General features: G+C 40.9%; 12 protein-coding genes and 1 other RNA gene. 10 read left to right on the top strand and 3 right to left on the bottom strand.

The features are described 5' to 3' along the window. The first annotated feature begins 125 nt into the window (after window positions 1-125). The 7 genes from V7K42_RS15685 to queF all read left to right on the top strand — a co-directional run bounded on the left by V7K42_RS15685 (window position 126) and on the right by queF (window position 4,202). Window positions 126-827 (top strand): SDR family oxidoreductase, encoded by a 702-nt coding sequence (locus tag V7K42_RS15685; RefSeq protein ID WP_334917589.1) that lies wholly within the window; start codon window positions 126-128, stop codon window positions 825-827. Window positions 828-1,231: 404 nt separating this feature from the next. Further along, a complete protein-coding gene (locus V7K42_RS15690) occupies window positions 1,232-2,131 on the top strand; it encodes a phytanoyl-CoA dioxygenase family protein (RefSeq protein ID WP_334917590.1) in 900 nt (299 codons plus the stop codon). Window positions 2,132-2,341: 210 nt separating this feature from the next. Continuing rightward, window positions 2,342-2,608, top strand: a complete 267-nt coding sequence (locus V7K42_RS15695; protein ID WP_334917624.1) for a YciI family protein — start codon at window positions 2,342-2,344, stop codon at window positions 2,606-2,608. Window positions 2,609-2,645: 37 nt separating this feature from the next. Further along, window positions 2,646-2,742, top strand: an RNA gene (gene ffs, locus V7K42_RS15700) — signal recognition particle sRNA small type. Window positions 2,743-2,767: 25 nt separating this feature from the next. Beyond that, window positions 2,768-3,154 (top strand): phasin family protein, encoded by a 387-nt coding sequence (locus V7K42_RS15705; protein ID WP_334917592.1) that lies wholly within the window; start codon window positions 2,768-2,770, stop codon window positions 3,152-3,154. A 157-nt stretch (window positions 3,155-3,311) separates the two neighbouring features. Continuing rightward, on the top strand, window positions 3,312-3,710 hold the full coding sequence (locus tag V7K42_RS15710; protein WP_334917594.1) for a hypothetical protein: 399 nt from the start codon (window positions 3,312-3,314) through the stop codon (window positions 3,708-3,710). A 72-nt stretch (window positions 3,711-3,782) separates the two neighbouring features. Further along, on the top strand, window positions 3,783-4,202 hold the full coding sequence (gene queF, locus V7K42_RS15715) for a preQ(1) synthase (RefSeq protein WP_334917596.1): 420 nt from the start codon (window positions 3,783-3,785) through the stop codon (window positions 4,200-4,202). Between the two features lie 290 nt (window positions 4,203-4,492). On the opposite strand, the gene pstS is transcribed toward queF, so the two are convergent. The 3 genes from pstS to V7K42_RS15730 all read right to left on the bottom strand — a co-directional run bounded on the left by pstS (window position 4,493) and on the right by V7K42_RS15730 (window position 7,893). Continuing rightward, entirely contained in the window at window positions 4,493-5,587 is a 1,095-nt protein-coding gene (pstS, locus tag V7K42_RS15720) for a phosphate ABC transporter substrate-binding protein PstS (protein ID WP_334917598.1), read from the bottom strand. A 138-nt stretch (window positions 5,588-5,725) separates the two neighbouring features. Then, a complete protein-coding gene (locus tag V7K42_RS15725; protein WP_334917600.1) occupies window positions 5,726-7,123 on the bottom strand; it encodes a cytochrome c biogenesis protein in 1,398 nt (465 codons plus the stop codon). Between the two features lie 29 nt (window positions 7,124-7,152). After that, window positions 7,153-7,893: a cytochrome c biogenesis protein CcdA gene (locus tag V7K42_RS15730; protein WP_334917602.1), complete on the bottom strand. Its 741-nt coding sequence runs from the start codon at window positions 7,891-7,893 to the stop codon at window positions 7,153-7,155. A 613-nt stretch (window positions 7,894-8,506) separates the two neighbouring features. Here V7K42_RS15730 and V7K42_RS15735 point away from each other — a divergent pair. From V7K42_RS15735 to V7K42_RS15745, 3 genes are all read left to right on the top strand, one after another. Then, complete coding sequence (locus tag V7K42_RS15735; RefSeq protein WP_334917604.1) at window positions 8,507-15,595, top strand: AAA family ATPase; 7,089 nt, start codon at window positions 8,507-8,509, stop codon at window positions 15,593-15,595. A 325-nt stretch (window positions 15,596-15,920) separates the two neighbouring features. Beyond that, complete coding sequence (locus V7K42_RS15740; protein WP_334917606.1) at window positions 15,921-18,506, top strand: GAF domain-containing protein; 2,586 nt, start codon at window positions 15,921-15,923, stop codon at window positions 18,504-18,506. A 39-nt stretch (window positions 18,507-18,545) separates the two neighbouring features. Further along, window positions 18,546-19,049 (top strand): DUF6174 domain-containing protein, encoded by a 504-nt coding sequence (locus V7K42_RS15745; RefSeq protein ID WP_334917608.1) that lies wholly within the window; start codon window positions 18,546-18,548, stop codon window positions 19,047-19,049. Window positions 19,050-19,106: the final 57 nt, after the last annotated feature.

The following is a 19,106-nucleotide window of genomic DNA, read 5'->3' on the forward strand; positions in this document are numbered from 1 at the left end:
TTAAATAAATTGTTAAATGAAGGAGGCCTTATTATTAAATGGGAGCGCAAGATTAAAAATAAAGGTAATGCTGTTTATTAAATTTAGCTGCGTAGTAGCTTAGTACAATTGCTTGTTTTAATGGGTTGAATGTCCTTTATGAGAATGATGACATCGATCCTAGTGAAACTTATCTTTATCAAGACATTGGTTATATCCAAAGTAAATGGGTAGCTGAAAAACTTGTTTGGATTGCTAAATCAAGAGGTATCCCTGTAACAGTCATTAGATCGGGATTTTTAATGGGTCATTCAGATACTGGCGTAACTAATACAGATGATTACATGTCTAGATTGATCGAGGGTTGTATACAAGTAGGTAGTTTTCCAGATTTAGTCAATCAAAAACAAGATTTAATTACAGTAGATTATGCTAGTAAAACTATTGTTCAAATATCTAAAAATAAGCAATCTCTGGGTAAAGCATTTCATTTAGTGCCTTTAGCTTCGCAAAATATCGATTTAACTAGATTATTTGAGTTGATATCAGATTGTGGATATCCAGTTAAAAAAGTACCTTATCCTCAATGGACAGATGAGTTAATCGATCAAGCTCGATCCTCTCAGGAAAATTCTTTGTTTCCTCTTATCCCAATGTTAACTGAACAAGTGCATCGAGGGCTGACTGCATGGCAACTATATCAAAATACCCCTGATTTAGATTGTCGCAATACACTAGAGGCAATTGCTGATATTTCCCTTTCCTGTCCATCAATGGATACTGAATTACTCAGTAAATATTTAGCTTATTTTCTAAGTAATAAATTTTTGAATATAAAGAGTATATAGCGATTAAGCAACTGAGGTACAGCTTCACCTCACTCCAATCAAGTCGGGCTTTATCTCCCCCTTAGTAAGGAGAGGTTTTGAGATGTACCTCACCAGACTAGAAAAATCTATATATAGCAGTCATAGATAATTTATTAACAATAAGCTCCCTGACTTATATCAAATAATTCGAGGCTCTTAAGTTTGCGATATTCACAAACTTAAGAGGAGTGCTGTAGCAGATAATTTTACTAAAAATTTTTGTTACCTTGTACTGGAAAATACTTAAGTTAGCCATGAAAAACTTCTAAAGCTTTGAGTAGTTTAACTCATTAATAAAGGATTAGATTTTTAAGTATTTCTTGCAATGACTCTATGCTTTAAAAGGTTTAGATTTTAATTATTCATAAATCCAAGGTTTTAGTATGTATTTAACAGAAGAGCAATTATTAATTTATAAAAATCAAGGATTTATTTTATTGCCAGAATACTTTTCTCGCGTCAAAATTGGAATTATGAAGGCAGAGCTATCCACTTTGTCTGTAGAGAATTCACCCAAAAAAATATTTGAAAAAGATGGTAAAACTGTGCGATCGCTTCACGGCTCCCATGCTAATAATGATGTTTTTAATTCTCTAACACGTCATCCATTTATTGTTGAACCAGCTATGCAAATAGTTGGGAGTCAAGTATATATATACCAATTCAAAATCAATCTTAAAGCAGCATTTAGTGGCGACCTTTGGAAATGGCATCAAGACTATATTTATTGGCGTAAGGAAGATGGGATGCCAAGACCACAAGTAGTCAATGCTATGTGCTTATTAGATGATATGAATGAATTTAATGGGCCGCTATTTATTATTCCTGGTTCACATAAAGAAGAGATGATCGATGTTTTGGAGCATAATCCTATAGAAGAAACCATAACTTCTCATAATTCTGGTGATAGTCCTACATGGATATCGGGCTTTAGTGTTAATTTAAAGTATTCTTTGAGCCAGAAAACAATTACTAGTTTAGTATCAAAGTATGGAATTACTTCTGTAAAAGCTGCGGCAGGTTCAGTTCTATTTTTTGATAGTAATATTGTTCATGCCTCAACAAATAATATCTCCCCTTTTGGGCGTTCTACTGTAATTATTACTTATAACAGCATTGAGAATATTCCTTTACCTGTTATAAATCCTCGACCAGATTTTCTTGTTGGTCAAAATTATCAAGCAGTTACCCCTCTAGGATCTGATGCGTTATCTCAGAAGAACGGCGAACTCCATACTCAAAATAAACTAGATCGTCGTAATCTTCATTCTCTGCCACATTAGTAATAGTGGTTGGTTTTGGGAGCTTGTTTTGAAGCAAGGGTTAGTTCACCTATCGACGGTACTTGTCGCCAAGTCAGGGTTAATACCGCAGCCACCATCAATGTTAGGTTAAGAATTCAGTTTACCGCCGGAGGCATCACAATCCCAAAGCTCCTCAAAAACGTTCATAACTAAAGCAGAATGTCTACTGCAAATGGAGTTAAGAAGCTAATGCCGTGGTTTGTCAAAATTGAAGAAGGCAAAGTCGATAAACCTACCTTTGACCTATATGTACTTGCCCACAAAGCCTACATTCAACACTTGATTGCAAAAGGACACAAAGCGCGAACAGGCTATTGGGCAGAGCAAAGAGGCGGGATGTTGTTGTTTGAGGCAGCCTCAAAGGAGGAAGCAGAAGCAATTGTAGCTGATGACCCGTTGGTAAAACACGGCTGTGTCAACTATCAGCTTTACGAATGGCGAATTGTTTTGGAATAACACACACTTACTGATTTTTCATGTTATGCTTTTAGAAGACCTGGATCTATGCGATCGCAACACCCAAATCTTGTCAGAACCGGAAGGTAGCAGCAACACGGGAGGCTTGTGGTAGGCGTAGTCTCCGGGTCGCCCTATTTTTAGGAGCGGTCAGCAACAATGGCTGGTTTTGGAGATATTGTTCAAAAAGCTTTTTACCTCGGTGTTGGATTAGCTTCTTACGCAGGTGAGAAAGCAGGGGGAAAATTAGCCCAAGTGCGATCGCAAGTCCAAAAACTGGCAGATGAAATGGTTGCAAAGGGTGAAATGAATACAGAAGAAGCCCGCCGCTTCGTTGAAGAAATGATGAAGCAAGCCCAACAGGCTCAACCATCTGGTGAAACCTCCGAAAAAACACCCCCTTCTGAACCTCGCCGCATTGAAATTTTAGAGGAAGATGAAGAACTAACGGTGAAAGAGGGATCGAGCGATCAGAATGTGGATAAGTTGCGCCAAGAAGTTCTAGACCTACAAAACGAGTTAAAACGATTGCAACGCGATCAATAAAAATTATTCTTTGATCGAGACGATCGGTAATAAGTGGCACTTTTAGATGGCACTTTATATAAAAACTTGATAAGATACATTGCCTAGTGTGTATTCTAGTGCTTCAAGCCAGATAACACAAACCGTCCTGTTTATAGCCTGCAAAGGTGTCAAGTTTATGGAACAGTGGCAAAAAGATTTAGCAGAAATCGTTGAAACAGTGGCTGATGAAGTAGAGCATTTCTTCCTGGGAATGAGTGAAATGGTAGACGCTTTTTTTGAGCTAACGGAAGAAATTACTGAGCAAGTCCCTAACATTGTTACTGAAGTAGATCGGTATTTACAAGATTTAGCTGAACCAATGTTGGAGGCTTACTGGGAATTGGAAGACATGGTAGCAGATGTAGATCCAGGTTTTCCTTATTCAGTTGAACCTACAGCCGAAAAAAATCCTGCCTGTATCGGTTGTACTCACTATCACGGTCAAGTTTATAGTGGTAATTTGTTAGTCTGTGCTATGCATCCCCACGGTTGTGAAGATGAGAATTGTCCAGATTGGGAGAAGGAAGAGTATTGAAAGGGAGTTAGGAAGCTACAAAATTCCTAAAAGGACGTAAAAATAAGTAAAATAACCAATGACAAATGACAAATGACAACTGATAAATTATCTGAAAGTGTATCCCAGGCAAGCCAAGAAATGAAGTATGGTGAACGCGATATTGCGGAAGGTAAACTAATTACCTTTCCTAATCCGCGTGTGGGGAGGCGATATGACATTAACATTACTTTGCCGGAATTTACTTGTAAATGTCCGTTTTCCGGCTATCCTGACTTTGCAACAATTTACCTTACATATATACCTGATGAACGGGTAGTGGAATTGAAGGCGCTTAAACTTTACATTAACAGTTACCGCGATCGCTATATTTCTCACGAAGAATCTGCAAATCAAATTTTGGATGATTTTGTGGCTGCTTGTGACCCCTTAGAAGCCACTGTGAAAGCAGATTTTACACCTCGTGGCAATGTACATACTGTGGTTGAAGTGCGGCATCATAAGTATCCATAATGAAAAATTGGGTTTGTAGAGAGGACTTTACCCGCATTTCTCACAAGCTTGAGGGGAAGGATGGGCAGAGGGGCAGAGGGGTAGAAGGGCAGAGGGGAAAGAACTTGGTATGTGAACTCTCCCCTGCTCTGACAAAGGACAAAAGATAGCCGTCGCCAGTTATAGCAAAAGCCTTGGTGGTTAGGACATCAATAGATGATGAAACTTAGACACAAGAAGACTTTTCACCCAGTCCCCAATCCCCAATCCCCAGTCCCTTGCTATAGCTTTAATTGCACCAACCTACTTAGTTATTCTGCAATTTTGTTTGCAGCAGATTGCACTTGAAGCACAACTTTTTTAGACAAAGGAATATATCCGAGTTCCAAACTGGATTTTTGCCCCTCAATCAAAGCCCAATTAATAAATTTTTTTAGCGCTTTACCTTTGACTTGGTTTGGATACTGCTGATAAGTCAAAAGCCAACTGTAAGTAACGATGGGATAAGACTGGGAACCTGTAGGATCGTTGATAAAAGCAATCAAGTTGTCGGTGGGTAATTTCACTGACTCCAAGGTTTGAGCTACAGATTTTGGTGTCGGCGTAATATAATTACCAAATTTATTTTCCAAAGCAGCCATAGGGAGTTTATTTTGTTTGGCGTAAACGTATTCTACATAGCCAATAGCTCCTGGTATCTGTTGAATTAAGGCAGTAACACCTTCGTTACCCTTTCCACCAATTCCCACTGGCCATGCTACAGCTTTACCGGCTGCAACTTGGCTTTTCCATTCTAGACTTATAGTACTAAGATGTTGCGTCAATACACTTGTAGTCCCACTACCATCAGTACGGTGTACAACCTGAATCGGTAGATTAGGCAAATTTACCCCTGGATTAGCTACAGCTATTCTCGGATTATTCCAATTCGTAATTTTTCCGAGAAAGATATCTACGTAAACTTGGCGTGATAGCTTTAAACCATTTGGTAGATTGACTTGAGGTGACTGGCGAGTAGACGCGAGGTTGTAAGCCAGTACTATGGAACCAGCAGTCATGGGTAAAGCAATTACTCCCTTTTTTATCTTATCTGCTTGTTCATTTGTAATTCCCACATCACTAGCTGCAAAGTCCACAGTACCTTCAATGAGTTGTTGCACCCCAGCGCTGCTTCCTATAGCTTGATAGTTAATTTCCACATTGGGATTTTGCTGGTTGTAATCTGAAAGCCAGCGTTCGTACAAAGGTGCAGGAAAACTTGCTCCAGCACCAACCAGGGAAACATGCTTGATGCTTTTATTACCAGCACTGCAAGAACCAATACTCAATAAGATAGCGATTACGGGTAGAAGGCAAACCCGTCGTTTAGATTGAAGTTGAGCAGATACATAAATCTTTAGTTCCAATGTTTAATAATTTTCCAATCTGTACCCGTGTGGGCATAATCATTTGTAAAACGAGGAAAATAACTTTGAAATTCATAGGTACGCAAAGTTATGATGTATGTGCCCCTACCCTGCGGGAAGGGGAAGCACCTAATACATTTAAACTTCAATCGCCGCCTCTTTATCCTCAACTTTTGGTTGTGAACTTAGCCGATCTAAAATCTCTAAAACCTCTTGTTCAAAAGCAACTTGGGCGCGATTCGTTTTGCCACCCACATACAAGCGATCGCCTTTTTGCAATGCCCATATTTGCGAATGAGAAAAGTAACTCATCACCACACCCAGCATGAGTAAGCCAAACCCTGTGTAAACAATTGGTATGCCTGGATCGGCTTTAATTTGTAAGCCAGTGCTACCAATGACATCCAGAATTTTCAGCTTCACACCATTGACTTCGGTTGACATTCCAGCGCGGACAGTATCAACGAGTTTGCCAGTAGGATCGTAAATTAATACCATTCCTTGCAAGTCTTTGGCTAACAAAGAGACACCCTCACTCAAATCTGGTTTAGTCGGAACCCATGTTCCCCAAATCCGCCCTTGTCCCTTGGTGTCCAATAGCGCCATCGGTAGCTGAAAAATTGGGCTGTTGTTAAATTGGACGCGAACACCTGCGATTCCCCAATCAGTTTGATAGAAAGTTATGCCATGATAGCGCAGAGGCTCGTTGACAAAAATCTTCTTGCGATCGACTTCCTCTCCCTGCTTATTTAAGACAGACATATCGGAATAAAATTGATCGATGCCGCCAGATGGAGTGTAGTCAATCCAAAAACGATTTACTCGCACAGACCAATCTTTTGAGACTTGGGCGGCGATTGGGCCAGCATCTACAATATTTGTCACTTGAAATGTATCGCCACTAGCAACCATTTCTTGGGCCAGAAACCCAGTCATCGCCCCCCAAATTCCCCCTAGCAGAATAGCTACGATGCCAATATGAACAATAATTGGCCCGATGCGTCCGACTATTCCCTTGCGGGCGTAGAGGAGATTTTCTTTTTCTCGATCTGGAAAAATTTTATAGCGGCGTTTCTGTAATATTTCGCTCAGAGAATTCAGGGAACCATTATCTAGTTCGGCACTTAAAGCTAATTTTTGAAATTGCCGTGGTTCTTCGTAATATTTCCAACGCTGGGCAGCTTTTAAGGCTGGTAACTGACGGGTAAATGAACAAGCAGTTAAACTCGTGCCAAATAAGATGAGTAATGCCAGAAACCACCAGGTACGATATACATGGTCTAACCCAACTACCTGAATTACCTTCCAAGTTAAGAAACCAAATAAAGCGGGATGTTCTGGGTAATTGCTTTGGTAAAATGCAGGTGACTGACCTTGCTCAATTACAGTACCAGTGGAGCTAAAGATTGCAATCAATAGCAGGAGGGCGATCGCTAATCGTAAGTTAGTCAGTACGGGCAAAAGCTCCTGCCGTAAGAACTTTCCAGGTACTGCCCACAATTTTAATTCTTTGGACGCTGAATCATCTATTGTCATTAGGTGTAAAAGCTAACAGAGTATTGAGCTTAAAAATTGCCGAAGGGAATCCGAGAAATTAAGGAAAATACACCGAATCCTACCAACAGCGCCCCGCTAACTGGGTTAATCCAACCAGACCAGCGACGTAATTCTAGTAGCTTTTTAATTGAAGCTGTAAAAGTACCCGCCAAAATCAATGGTGCTACATAACCGGCTGTGTAAAAAAGTAGCAAAATAGCGCCTAAAATTAAATCTTGTGTACTGGCAATCCAACTCAGCAAGCTAGCTAAAACAGGCGTGCTACAAGGGGATGCGACTAAGCCGAAAGTCAGCCCCAGCAAATAAGAACGCAATCCTGGCGGTAAATCTGGCGAAATCCAATTGGTTTCACCCAAGGATGGAAATTGCAGAGGTAATGCTTCTAGTAAGTTCAGCCCCATGAGAATGGCGATAATGCTGACAATAATCGGCAAACCAATTCCCACTTGACCATAGACTTTTCCTAATAACCCTGCTATAATACCAAGCCCTGCTAATGTAGTTGCTAATCCTAAAGCAAACCAAGTTGATTGGGCAGCTGCTTGGAGGCGATTTTTAGCTTCATAACCGCCGATATAACCAATGGTAATTGGCAGCATGGAAAGCATACAGGGTGTAAGACTGGTGAGCAAGCCCGCCGCGAAGATGATACCAACGCTGACCACACTAAGGTGTGTCAGTTGGTTATAAACGAGACTGTTGGCAAATTGTTCTAGTTGGTAAATTTGGGTTTGCAGGTTATCAAGCATGAGGGATTTATGAGCGGGAAATGCTTACTCTGCTTGAATTTTAGCTTATTTTTGGTTTGTGAGTCAGCGAAAAGAAAAAGGGGCAGGGCACAGGGAAGAAAACCCTATAAATAAATTTAGTTGCTCTGAAACCCTTAAAGCCAGGGTAATTCCAGAATATTTCTCTTCTCTCCCTGCTCCCGCATTTCTCACAAGCTTGAGGGGAAGGATGGGCAGAGGTGCAGAGGGGCAGAGGGGAAAGAACGGGAGCAACGCGAAAAAGTGAGATCCTCGTGAAAAGAGCTCTTGAGGCAGGGGGAGCAGGGGAGGCAGGGGGAGTGAAGAGAAAACTTTAGTATTTTTTACGACCTTTATAGCTATAAATACACTTATTTCTTTCTCTTCCCCTGCCTCCCCTGCCTCCCCTGCTCCCCCTGCTCACAAAATCGCATTGCTCCCGGAAAGAACTTGGTATTTCAACTCTCCCCTGCTCCCCCGCTCCCCTACCCCTTCGGTCAGCAGAAGTGATTATCCGAATCTGATATTATCTAAATTTCATCTGCTTAAAGAAATGTATCTAAAATACAAGTAAGCTCGGATTATCCCTGAAGAAACACGGCTGGAGTATTTTGGCATGATGATTGCGTTACCCGGATTTAAAATTGTCACTTTGTTAAAAGCAGGGGTAAAAGCAGTCATATATCGTGGAATCAAGGTTAAAGACGAGTGTCCGGTAATTATCAAAGGGCTACGTCCAGAACAGTGTACACGCAATAATATCGAACAACTCAAACATGAGTATGCGATCGCTCAAAGGTTAAACACCACAGGCGCAGTCAAGGTCTACGCCTTAGAAATGCATCAGGGAATGCCTTATTTAATTATGGAGGATTTTCAGGCGCGATCGCTCGACCAGTTTCTCGACCAATTTCAACAGCCTATTCCGTTTCTGAAGATTGCTATTGAAATCACCAGTAAACTTGCACAAATTCACGCTCATTATATTGTCCACAAGGATATTAAGCCGCAAAATATCTTAGTTAATCTCGAAACTAATCAGGTCAAAATTGCCGATTTTGGAATTGCTGCCTTCATTCCCTACCAGCAGCAAGTAGTTAGCAGTTCCAGTCGCATTGAAGGCAGTTTACCTTATATTTCCCCTGAGCAAACTGGGCGGATGAATCGAGGAATTGACCATCGTAGCGATTTGTATTCTCTGGGAGTTACCTTTTATGAGATGCTCACAGGTCAGCTACCATTTCAAGGCAAAGACCCTTTAGAGTGGGTGCATTGTCATATCGCCAAATCTCCGCTATCCCCGACAAAGCTGAACTCTGATATTCCCCAAATGCTCTGTGAGACGATTGTAAAATTGCTGTCTAAAGTTGCAGAACAAAGGTATCAGAGCGCTTTAGGTTTGCAATTTGATTTGGAAAAATGCTTAAAGCAATTGGAGACAACAGGAAAAATTCAATCTTTTGTTTTAGGTGAGCAAGATATCTCAGAACGCTTTCAAATTCCTCAAAAATTGTATGGGCGAGAACCAGAGATTGCCAAGCTTATACAAGTATTTGAGCGAGTTATTACTCAAGGCAAACCAGAACTTGTGTTAGTTTCTGGCTATGCTGGAGTTGGCAAATCTTCTTTAGTAAAAGAGATTCACAAGCCCATTGTCAGAGAACGTGGTTTTTTTATCTGTGGTAAGTTTGATCGGTACAAAAGAGATATTCCTTATTCCACCATTGTTCAAGCTTTTCAAACACTCGTCCGCCAAATTTTAACGCAGCCAGAAGATCGACTTGCTACCTGGAAAAAGCAAATACAAACAGCATTAGGGAACAATGGAAGACTAATCACAGATGTGATTCCAGAAGTTGAACTAATCGTTGGAGAGCAGTCTCCTATACCAGAATTGGGGCCTACCGAGTCTCAAAATAGATTCAACTTGGTGTTTCAGAACTTTATCAACGTCTTTGCTCAAAAAGAGCATCCGCTCACTGTTTTCTTAGATGATATGCAGTGGGCAGATGCCGCTACTTTGAATTTAATTAAAACTATTGTCACTGGTTCTAATATTCAGTATCTCTGCTTTATTTTGACCTATCGAGATAACGAAGTAGATGTTGTACATCCCTTCAATTTGATGATAGAGAAGGTTCGCCAGTATGGAGCAATAACGACTGAAATTCTGCTTATACCGTTGAATATTGCCTATGTAAAACAGTTACTTGCGGATACCTTATATAGTTCAGCAGAACAAGTAGAACCACTTGCTAAATTAGTTATCCAAAAAACTGACGGTAATCCTTTTTTTGTCAATGAATTTCTCAAAACACTCCATCAAGAAAATCTGCTGAAATTTAATCGCCAAGATGGTATTTGGCAATGGAATCTAGCGGATATTGAAGCCCAAGGTATTACAGATAATATTGTTAATCTGATGATTGGGCGGATGCAAAAACTGCCACTTACAACTCAAGAGGTGCTGAAATTAGCCTCCTGCATTGGTAATCGCTTTGATTTAGAAGTTTTAGCGATTGTTGGCGAACAATCTATTGAAGAAACGGCAAATGCACTTATTGAAGCAATTTTAAGAGGATTAATTATTTCCATTGAGTCAGATGAAAGTGCTGAAAAAAACTATCGTTTCTACCATGACCGAGTTCAACAAGCTGCATACTCCTTAATTGCCGATCAATCAAAGTCGGCTGTTCACCTGAAGATTGGGCAGCTATTGCTGAAGAATGCAAGTCCTGAACAAGTGAACGAGCAAATTTTTGATCTAGTCAATCAACTCAATCTCGCGGTGGATTTAATTGTTGACCAAACAGAGAAAGATGAATTGATACGATTGAATTTAATTGCTGGTAAAAAGGCAAAAGCTTCTACAGCCTATACCCATGCTAAAGTATTTTTTAGCATGGGTATAAATCTTGGATCTGAAAATGCCTGGATTGAAGAATATGAACAAACATTTGTTTTATTTAGACAACGGGCTGAGTGTGAATTTTTAACAGGAAATTTAGAGCAAGCGGAAGAACTATTTGAGCTACTATTGCTCAAAGCCAAATCTTATATTGACAAATCGAATATTTATATGATGCAAATCAGACTCTACCAAGTTGCAGGTAGATATGAAGAGGCGCTGATATTGGGATTAGAAGCTTTAAAACTTTTTGGGGTGATATTCCCTGATTCAACTGAGGAAGTGCAAAGTGCGATCGCAATTGAGAAAAACCAGGTATTAATAAATTTAGGCGAACGACAAGTCTCTGATTTAATTAATGCTCCGGTAATTCAAGATCCAAATATTAAGACACTGATTAGTCTATTGACGACTTTGGGATCACCTACTTATCTGGGTAGACCGGATCTCTTTCCCTTAGTCGTACTTAAAGCTGTTAACTACTCACTCAAGTTTGGGAATACGGAAGATTCATGTTTTGCTTACAGTATGTACGCCATGTTGTTAGTTTCCATCTTCCATGATATTCTTACAGGCTACGCATTTTCTGAGATGACAATTCAATTGAATGAAAAATTCCATGACTTGAAACTTCGAGGAGTTGTTCTACATATTCATGGAAGTCATATCAACGTTTGGCGTAACCATATTGCTACCGATATTCCCTTTTTAGAACGGGGTTTTATTGGCTGTATAGAAGCTGGTGATATGATGATGGCAAACTACAACGGTTATCAAAGCTCCTGGCAAATTATCCAATTAGGCTCTCCACTTGTAGATACATACAAATCTCTAGAAAAATATACTGCCTTCGCCCGCCAGTCAAAGCATGAAGTTGTCTATCAGACAATTAGATTACAGCAGATGCTACTGATGAATCTGCGCGGACTTACTCATCAAAATCTGACTTTAAGTGATGATGATTTTAATGAATTACGCGCATTATCTATCATTATAGATGCAGGTTTTGTCAGTGGAATTATTTTTTATCATATTATTAAACTAGTTATATTTTTTACATATAGAGAATATGTAAAAGCACTAAATTCTGCTTTAACTTTGGATAAATTTCCAGTCGCAACACTGGCATTACCAATTGAAACAGATTATATTTTATATTACTCACTGACTCTCACGGCTCTTTATCCGACAGTATCTTCTCAAGAGCAAGAACAGTTTTTGCAAACCCTAGAATCCCATCAACAGCAATTACAATACTGGGCTAATCACTGCCCTGCAAACTTTTTGCACAAATCTCAATTAGTAGCCGCTGAAATAGCTCGGACTGAAGGTAGAGACTTAGAAGCAATGCGCCTGTATGAGCAATCAATTGCTTCAGCCAGCGAGCAGGGATTTTTACAATATGAAGCTTTGGCTAATGAACTAGCGGCTAAGTTTTATTGGGAGCGGGAGTTTAAATTAATTGCCCAAACCTACTTGCAAGTGGCTAGAAATGCTTATATGCGTTGGGAGGCATCTGCGAAAGTTAAGCACTTAGAAGAATGCTATCCTCAGTTATTGCCACAGCAACAGCTTATCTCTAACGAAACATTTATCACTACAGGCGAGCATTTAGACTTTTTATCAGTAGTTAAAGCCTCTCAAACCATAAGTAGTGAAATTGTGTTTTCGCGGTTGTTGAAGACGTTAATGCAAATTGCAATCGAGCAAGCCGGTGCAGAAATTGGTTATTTATTGCTAGAGCGCGAACAAAATTTGGCGATCGAAGTTGAAGCTAAGGTGAATCCCCAAGCAGAAAAGCTCAATGTTTCTCGACCTGTATTAGAGGGTGAAATTTCACAGATTATTCCGCAATCAATTCTGAATTATGTGCAGCGAACTCAAGAAACAGTAATTTTGCAAAATGCTACTGAACAAAATCTGTTTTCTGGAGATGAGTATATCATCCAAAAGCAACCTAAATCTGTACTTTGTTTACCGATCGCACGTCAGTCGAAATTACTTGGTATTTTATATTTAGAAAACAATCTCATCCCCAGTGCTTTTACACAGGAAAAACTTTCCGTACTGGAGATTTTGACAGTTCAAATTGCTATTTCTCTAGAAAATGCTCGTCTTTTTCAAGGTTTAGAGAACAGCCAAGCACAACTCAACTTGGCGTTAAAATCTGGCAAAATCGGTGTTTGGAGTTGGGATATTGCCAACGATCGCTTTGACTGGGATGAGCAGATTTATCAACTATTTGGGTTAACACCTGAAATTTTTGCTGGTACTTCGCAAGCAATCCTCGATTGTCTGCATCCAGACGATCGAGAATTATTAGCTCAATCCTTGAGTCGAGCGATTAACGAAGGTGGAGAACATAATTTAGAATATCGAATTATTCAAGATGACGGCAGTATCCGCTACGTAGCCTGTCGGGGTAAAGCCTTTTTCAATGAAGCGGGTATTGCCACACACATGAGTGGTGTTGTGTTAGATATCACCGATCGCAAACAATCTGAAGCGGAACGTATTCAACTAATTCAAGAGCAAACCGCCCGACAGGAAGCAGAAGCCGATCGGCAACGAGCAGCATTTTTGGCTCAAGTTAGTGCAACCCTCGCAGCTTCCCTCAATTACGAAAGCACGTTAGCAAGTGTGGCCAATCTGGTTGTGCCTTATTTCGCCGATTGGTGCAGCGTCGATTTGCTACAAGACAACCAATCAATTAATCGGGTAGCAGTTGCCCACCGAAATCCAGAGAAAGTTAAACTTGGTTGGCAACTTCATCAGCATTATCCTAGAAAGTTGGATGAACCTTACGGCGTGCCGAAAGTACTGCGTACAGGTATTCCTGAAATGGTAACTGAAATTTCAGATGCACTTCTAGCAGCAGGTATTCCAGATGCAGAACATCTAAGAATTATCCGTGAAATTGGTTTAAAGTCCTGTATAATTCTTCCCTTAATGGCTCGGGAAAGAATTTTTGGCGCAATTTCCTTTTTTACTGCGGAATCAGAACGTCGTTACAGTACGGCGGACTTATTACTAGCTGAAGATGTTGCCCATCGAGCTGCGATCGCGATCGATAATGCCCGCCTTTACCAAGAAGCACAGCAGGCACAAAAAACGGCAGAGCAAGCTTTAGAGCGCATTGCCCGTCTTCAATCGATTACGGCTGCCCTCTCAGAATCGCTGACACCAGCCCAAGTATCTGAAGTCATTGTAGAGCAGAGCATGGCTGCTTTGAGAGCTAATTCTGCCCTCGTTGCCTTGGTGAATGAAAACAAAACTGAACTAGAAATTGTGCGGGCGGTTGGCTATAACCAAGATTTAATAAACACTTGGCGGTATTTTTCCATTGATTCACCTTCCCCTCTAGCCGAAGCTGTGCGGACTGGACAACCTCTTTGGGCTGAATCGAGACAAAATAGAATAGCTCGTTACCCTCATCTAGCTGAAGCTTACGCCCAATATGACATTGATGCCTGGATTTCTATTCCATTGATGGTAGAAGGTTCGGCAGTGGGCGGTATAAGTTTGGGATTTAATGAACTTCAACAACTTAGTGGAGAAGATCGAGCATTTATCTTTGCTGTTGCTCAACAATGCGCCCAAGCGATCGCTCGGGCTCATCTCTACGAAGCCGAACTAACGGCGCGAAACGCTGCTGAATCAGCAAACCGGATCAAAGACGAATTTCTAGCCGTCCTCTCTCATGAATTGAGAACACCGCTTAACCCAATTCTGGGTTGGACAAAACTGATGCGAACTCGCAAACTTGACCAAGCAACAAGCGATCGCGCCCTCGAAACCATTGAGCGCAATGCCAAGTTGCAAACCCAATTGATTGAAGATTTGCTTGATGTTTCCCGCATCCTTCAGGGTAAACTTAACCTCAACTTCGAGCGGATTAATTTGGTATCAGTCATTGAATCTGCCATTGAAACGGTGCGTTTATCAGCACAGGCCAAGTCTATCGAGATTCAGACAATTATTGAATCCGGTGTCGGGCGAGTTTTAGGCGATGCCAATCGATTGCAACAAGTGATTTGGAATATCCTTTCTAATGCCATTAAGTTTACTCCCATTGGTGGACAGGTAAAAATCAAATTAGAGCAAGTTGGCTCACAGGTACAAATCCGCATAACTGACACAGGAAAAGGGATTGCACCTGAGTTTTTACCTTATGTCTTTGATTATTTCCGTCAAGCAGATGGTGCCACAACTCGAAAATTTGGCGGTTTGGGTTTAGGATTAGCGATCGTCCGACATCTCGTAGAACTTCACGGAGGAACTGTTCAAGCAGACAGCCTGGGCGAAGGACAAGGAGCAACCTTCACCGTTAAACTTCCATGCTTACAGGATGAAACTCAAGAAATCAAGGATGCAAAAAATAATTCCTCACTTCTGGCAGATCAGTCCTCACCCTTGTCTGGCTTAAAGATTCTCGTGGTCGATGATGACGCAGATATGCGAGAGTTTTTGCCCTTCATGCTGGAGCAATATGGTGCAACAGTAACAGTTGTAGCCTCAGCCGTTGCAGCTTTAACTGCACTGAGTCAATCCCAGCCAAATTTGATCGTTAGCGATATTGGGATGCCAGAAATGGATGGTTACATGCTGATGCGACAGATCAGGAGTTTGAAACCAGAGCAAGGCGGGACAATTCCCGCGATCGCTTTAACTGCTTATGCTGGAGAGATGGATTATCAGCAAGCGATCGCAGTCGGATTTCAACGCCATATTTCCAAACCTGTAGATCCAGAAGAATTGCTAAAGGCGATCGGAGCATTAATTAAAAGTTTGTGGTAAGCGGTTCCAGCCCTACTTGGTTCGCTTAGCATCTCCAACAGGGCTGTATCAGCTCAGTCCGAGCAGCGGAAAATATTGTTTTATCGTTTAAATCAGGGGTATGACCCTCCATTTATCATCTGTATCCGTCAGTGGGAAGGGGTTTTGGTCAAAACACGCTTGTTTGTAACCGACTCCCAGCCTTATTCACAGGATGACGCTAGCTAAACAAGCGATTAAACTATGGATAATATCGAACTATTGTTGCTTTTAGCACAACTTACATAAACTTCATCTCATTCTTTCTTAAATTTAAAATCTCATCCTGCTGTATAAAATACCAGTTATGTCAGTGTATCAAGAAAGTTGTGGGGAGACCACCGATTTGATTATTGGTGTTCACAACCAAGAAAACCTCGAATTACAAGTAAATTCTGCTCCTGTGGGCGCTCTGGCCACAAGAAAAGGAACTTTTTCTACCTTTCTTGCTCCCCTGACTCAGGATACTTTTAAGCAGGTTGTTCAGGATGTCGAGCAAAAATTACAGATTGTCCATCAAACCCTGTCAATGCTGGATTCTCATGGGTTTGAAACCATTCTGCAAGAAATGTTGCATTCCATTACCTTAAAAACTGGGGAATTACTGGGGGCAGACCGGACGACGATATTTTTGTTAGATGAAGAGAAACAAGAACTCTGGTCAATTGTCGCGGCGGCAGAGGGCAATCGCTCTTTAGAAATTCGTATCCCCGCCAATAAAGGGATTGGTGGGGAAGTCGCTACTTTCAAACAAGTTATCAATATTCCCTTTGATTTTTATAACGATCCGCGATCGCATTTTGCCCAAGAACAAGAGAAAAGAACTGGCTACCGTACCTATACCATGCTGGCTTTGCCACTGTTAAATGAACATGGGCAATTAGTTGCAGTAGTACAATTACTGAATAAATTAAAATCTGGGACTAATCACGATGCTCCCCTTGTAGAGCGCATTGATACCAAAGGTTTTCTCTCTGCTGACGAACAATTATTTCAAGAATTTGCCCCTTCGATTCGCCTGATTTTAGAGTCCTCGCGCTCTTTTTATGTCGCCACCCAAAAACAAAGAGCAGTGGCAGCGCTAATGAAGGCAATTAAATCCCTCTCTCAAAGCAGCCTCGATTTAGAAGATACCCTGAAGCGGGTGATGGATGAAGCCAAGGAACTGATGAATGCCGATCGCAGTACCCTATGGTTAATAGACCACGATCGTCATGAATTGTGGACGAAAATTACCCAAGATGATGGTTCAATCAAAGAGTTACGAGTCCCCGTAGGTATAGGTTTTGCTGGGATAGTAGCGGCTTCTGGCAAGAAACTGAATATTGCCTTTGACTTGCACGCTCATCCTGACTCTGATACAGCCAAACGACTCGACCAGGAAAATGGCTATCGCACCTGTAGCTTGCTTTGTATGCCAGTATTTAACGGTGATGAACAACTAATTGGCGTTACCCAGCTTGTAAATAAAAAGAAATCTGGTGATTTTCCCCCTTATAATCCAGCTGATTGGCCCAAAGCTCCCGACTGCTTCCAAGCTAGCTTTGACCGCAATGATGAAGAGTTCATGGAAGCTTTTAATATTCAAGCGGGAGTAGCGCTGCACAACGCCCAGTTGTTTGCCACAGTCAAGCAACAAGAACAAATGCAACGAGATATTCTGCGTAGTCTTTCCAATGGAGTGGTTTCCACTGATAAAACCGGCTTAATTATCGCCGCCAATGAAAGTGCCAAGCGGATGCTAGGAATGGAGTTAGAAGATCGTTTAGAAGGGAAATTAGTGACTGATGCGATCGGCATCAAAGAAGGCGACTTTAGCAAGTGGTATCAAGATGCTTTACATGCAATTGACTTAAAAGGCCGCCAGCAATATTACCCCGATCGCACACTCATAACCACTGATATCAAACAGCACAGCATTAATTTATCCATTAACACAATTGCTGATGCCAGCGACCACGAGCAAGTCCGGGGGGCGCTGGTGGTGATGGAAGATATCAGTGATGAAAAGCGGCTCAAAAGTACGATGTACCGCTACATGACCCAGGAATTAGCCGAAGAATTGCTGAAATTAGATGATGCTAAACTTGGAGGCGATCGCAAAGAAGTTTCGATTTTATTTTCCGATATTCGCGGCTACACCACTTTAACGGAAAACTTGGAAGCAGAAGAAGTGGTGAGTATGCTCAATGAATATTTTGAATCAATGGTGGAGGCAGTCTTTAAACATAAAGGCACTCTTGACAAATACATTGGCGATGCCATCATGGCTGTGTTTGGTTCTCCCCTAGCATTGCAAGAACACGCTTGGATGGCAGTGCAAACATCCTTAGAAATGCGCCATCGCTTGCACGAATTTAATCAACGTCGCTATGCAGATAATAAGCCGGGAATTAAGATCGGCATTGGCATTAATTCTGATACCGTGATTAGTGGGAATATCGGTTCTAGTAAGCGGATGGAATTTACCGCTATTGGCGATGGCGTTAATCTTGGCTCTCGATTAGAAAGTGTCAGTAAACAATATGGTTGCGACATTATTATTAGCTATAACACTTTTAAACCATGTGAAGATAATATTTGGGCTAGGGAACTAGATTACATTCGTGTCAAGGGCAGAAATGAGCCAGTAGCCATATATGAATTACTGGGTTTGCGTTCCAACCCGATTGAAAGCGAAAAATTGCAAGTTATTGAGCATTATCATAAAGGGCGTGAGTATTACCTCAAACGCGATTTTAACCGTGCTAGGGCTGAATTTGCCCTAGTTTTAGCAGCAGACAACCAGGACAAAGCTGCTATGTTGCATCTGTTGCGTTGTCAGCATTGGTTACAATCACCTCCAACAGAGTCAGATTGGGATGAAGGAGTCTGGACTTTTCTGGAAAAATAAATATAATTATTGAAATAGAGTTTTTACAAATAGATTAATATGCGTTTACCTATGATTATAAGTGCAATAAGTGCAGCACTGTTGCTATCTGTAGGTCTGAATTTCTCAGCAATCTCTCAAACTCCCGTAGAGACAGCAAAATCTCCAGCGAATAATAACTTGAATTTAAGACGATCAAAATTTAATCGGCATTTATGGAATCAGGCAAAAATATCTAACTATCGCTATACGTTTAGTAACGGTTGCTTTTGTATACCAGATGCTAGAGGGCCAGTTGTGATTGAAGTCCGTAATGGTCAAACTACTTCAATCACTTCTGTAGCTACAGGTAAACCAGTTAATCCGCAATACTTTGAAAAATATAAAACAATTCCCAAGCTTTTTAATGTGATTCAAGATGCTATTAACCGGAACGCATTCAGCCTGAATCTAGGATATAGTCCTAAATTCGGCTATCCAACCAAAATTGATATCGATTACGACAGTCAAATAGCTGATGAAGAAATCTTTCTGACAATTGAAAATTTTCAGGAAATTAAATAGATACTAAGCAGATTATTGGCACTCAATTTCAACCAATAATCGGAGTAAAGTATAACT

This window comes from Nostoc sp. (assembly GCF_036917455.1).
Lineage (GTDB): Bacteria > Cyanobacteriota > Cyanobacteriia > Cyanobacteriales > Nostocaceae > Nostoc.

Bases quoted from the DNA above. Each gene is read 5' to 3' on its own strand.
- V7K42_RS15690 (WP_334917590.1), top strand. From the start codon at position 1,232: ATGTATTTAACAGAAGAGCAATTATTAATTTATAAAAATCAAGGATTT.
- V7K42_RS15695 (WP_334917624.1), top strand. From the start codon at position 2,342: ATGCCGTGGTTTGTCAAAATTGAAGAAGGCAAAGTCGATAAACCTACC.
- V7K42_RS15705 (WP_334917592.1), top strand. From the start codon at position 2,768: ATGGCTGGTTTTGGAGATATTGTTCAAAAAGCTTTTTACCTCGGTGTT.
- V7K42_RS15710 (WP_334917594.1), top strand. From the start codon at position 3,312: ATGGAACAGTGGCAAAAAGATTTAGCAGAAATCGTTGAAACAGTGGCT.
- queF (WP_334917596.1), top strand. From the start codon at position 3,783: ATGACAACTGATAAATTATCTGAAAGTGTATCCCAGGCAAGCCAAGAA.
- V7K42_RS15725 (WP_334917600.1), bottom strand. From the start codon at position 7,123: ATGACAATAGATGATTCAGCGTCCAAAGAATTAAAATTGTGGGCAGTA.
- V7K42_RS15730 (WP_334917602.1), bottom strand. From the start codon at position 7,893: ATGCTTGATAACCTGCAAACCCAAATTTACCAACTAGAACAATTTGCC.
- V7K42_RS15735 (WP_334917604.1), top strand. From the start codon at position 8,507: ATGATGATTGCGTTACCCGGATTTAAAATTGTCACTTTGTTAAAAGCA.
- V7K42_RS15740 (WP_334917606.1), top strand. From the start codon at position 15,921: ATGTCAGTGTATCAAGAAAGTTGTGGGGAGACCACCGATTTGATTATT.
- V7K42_RS15745 (WP_334917608.1), top strand. From the start codon at position 18,546: ATGCGTTTACCTATGATTATAAGTGCAATAAGTGCAGCACTGTTGCTA.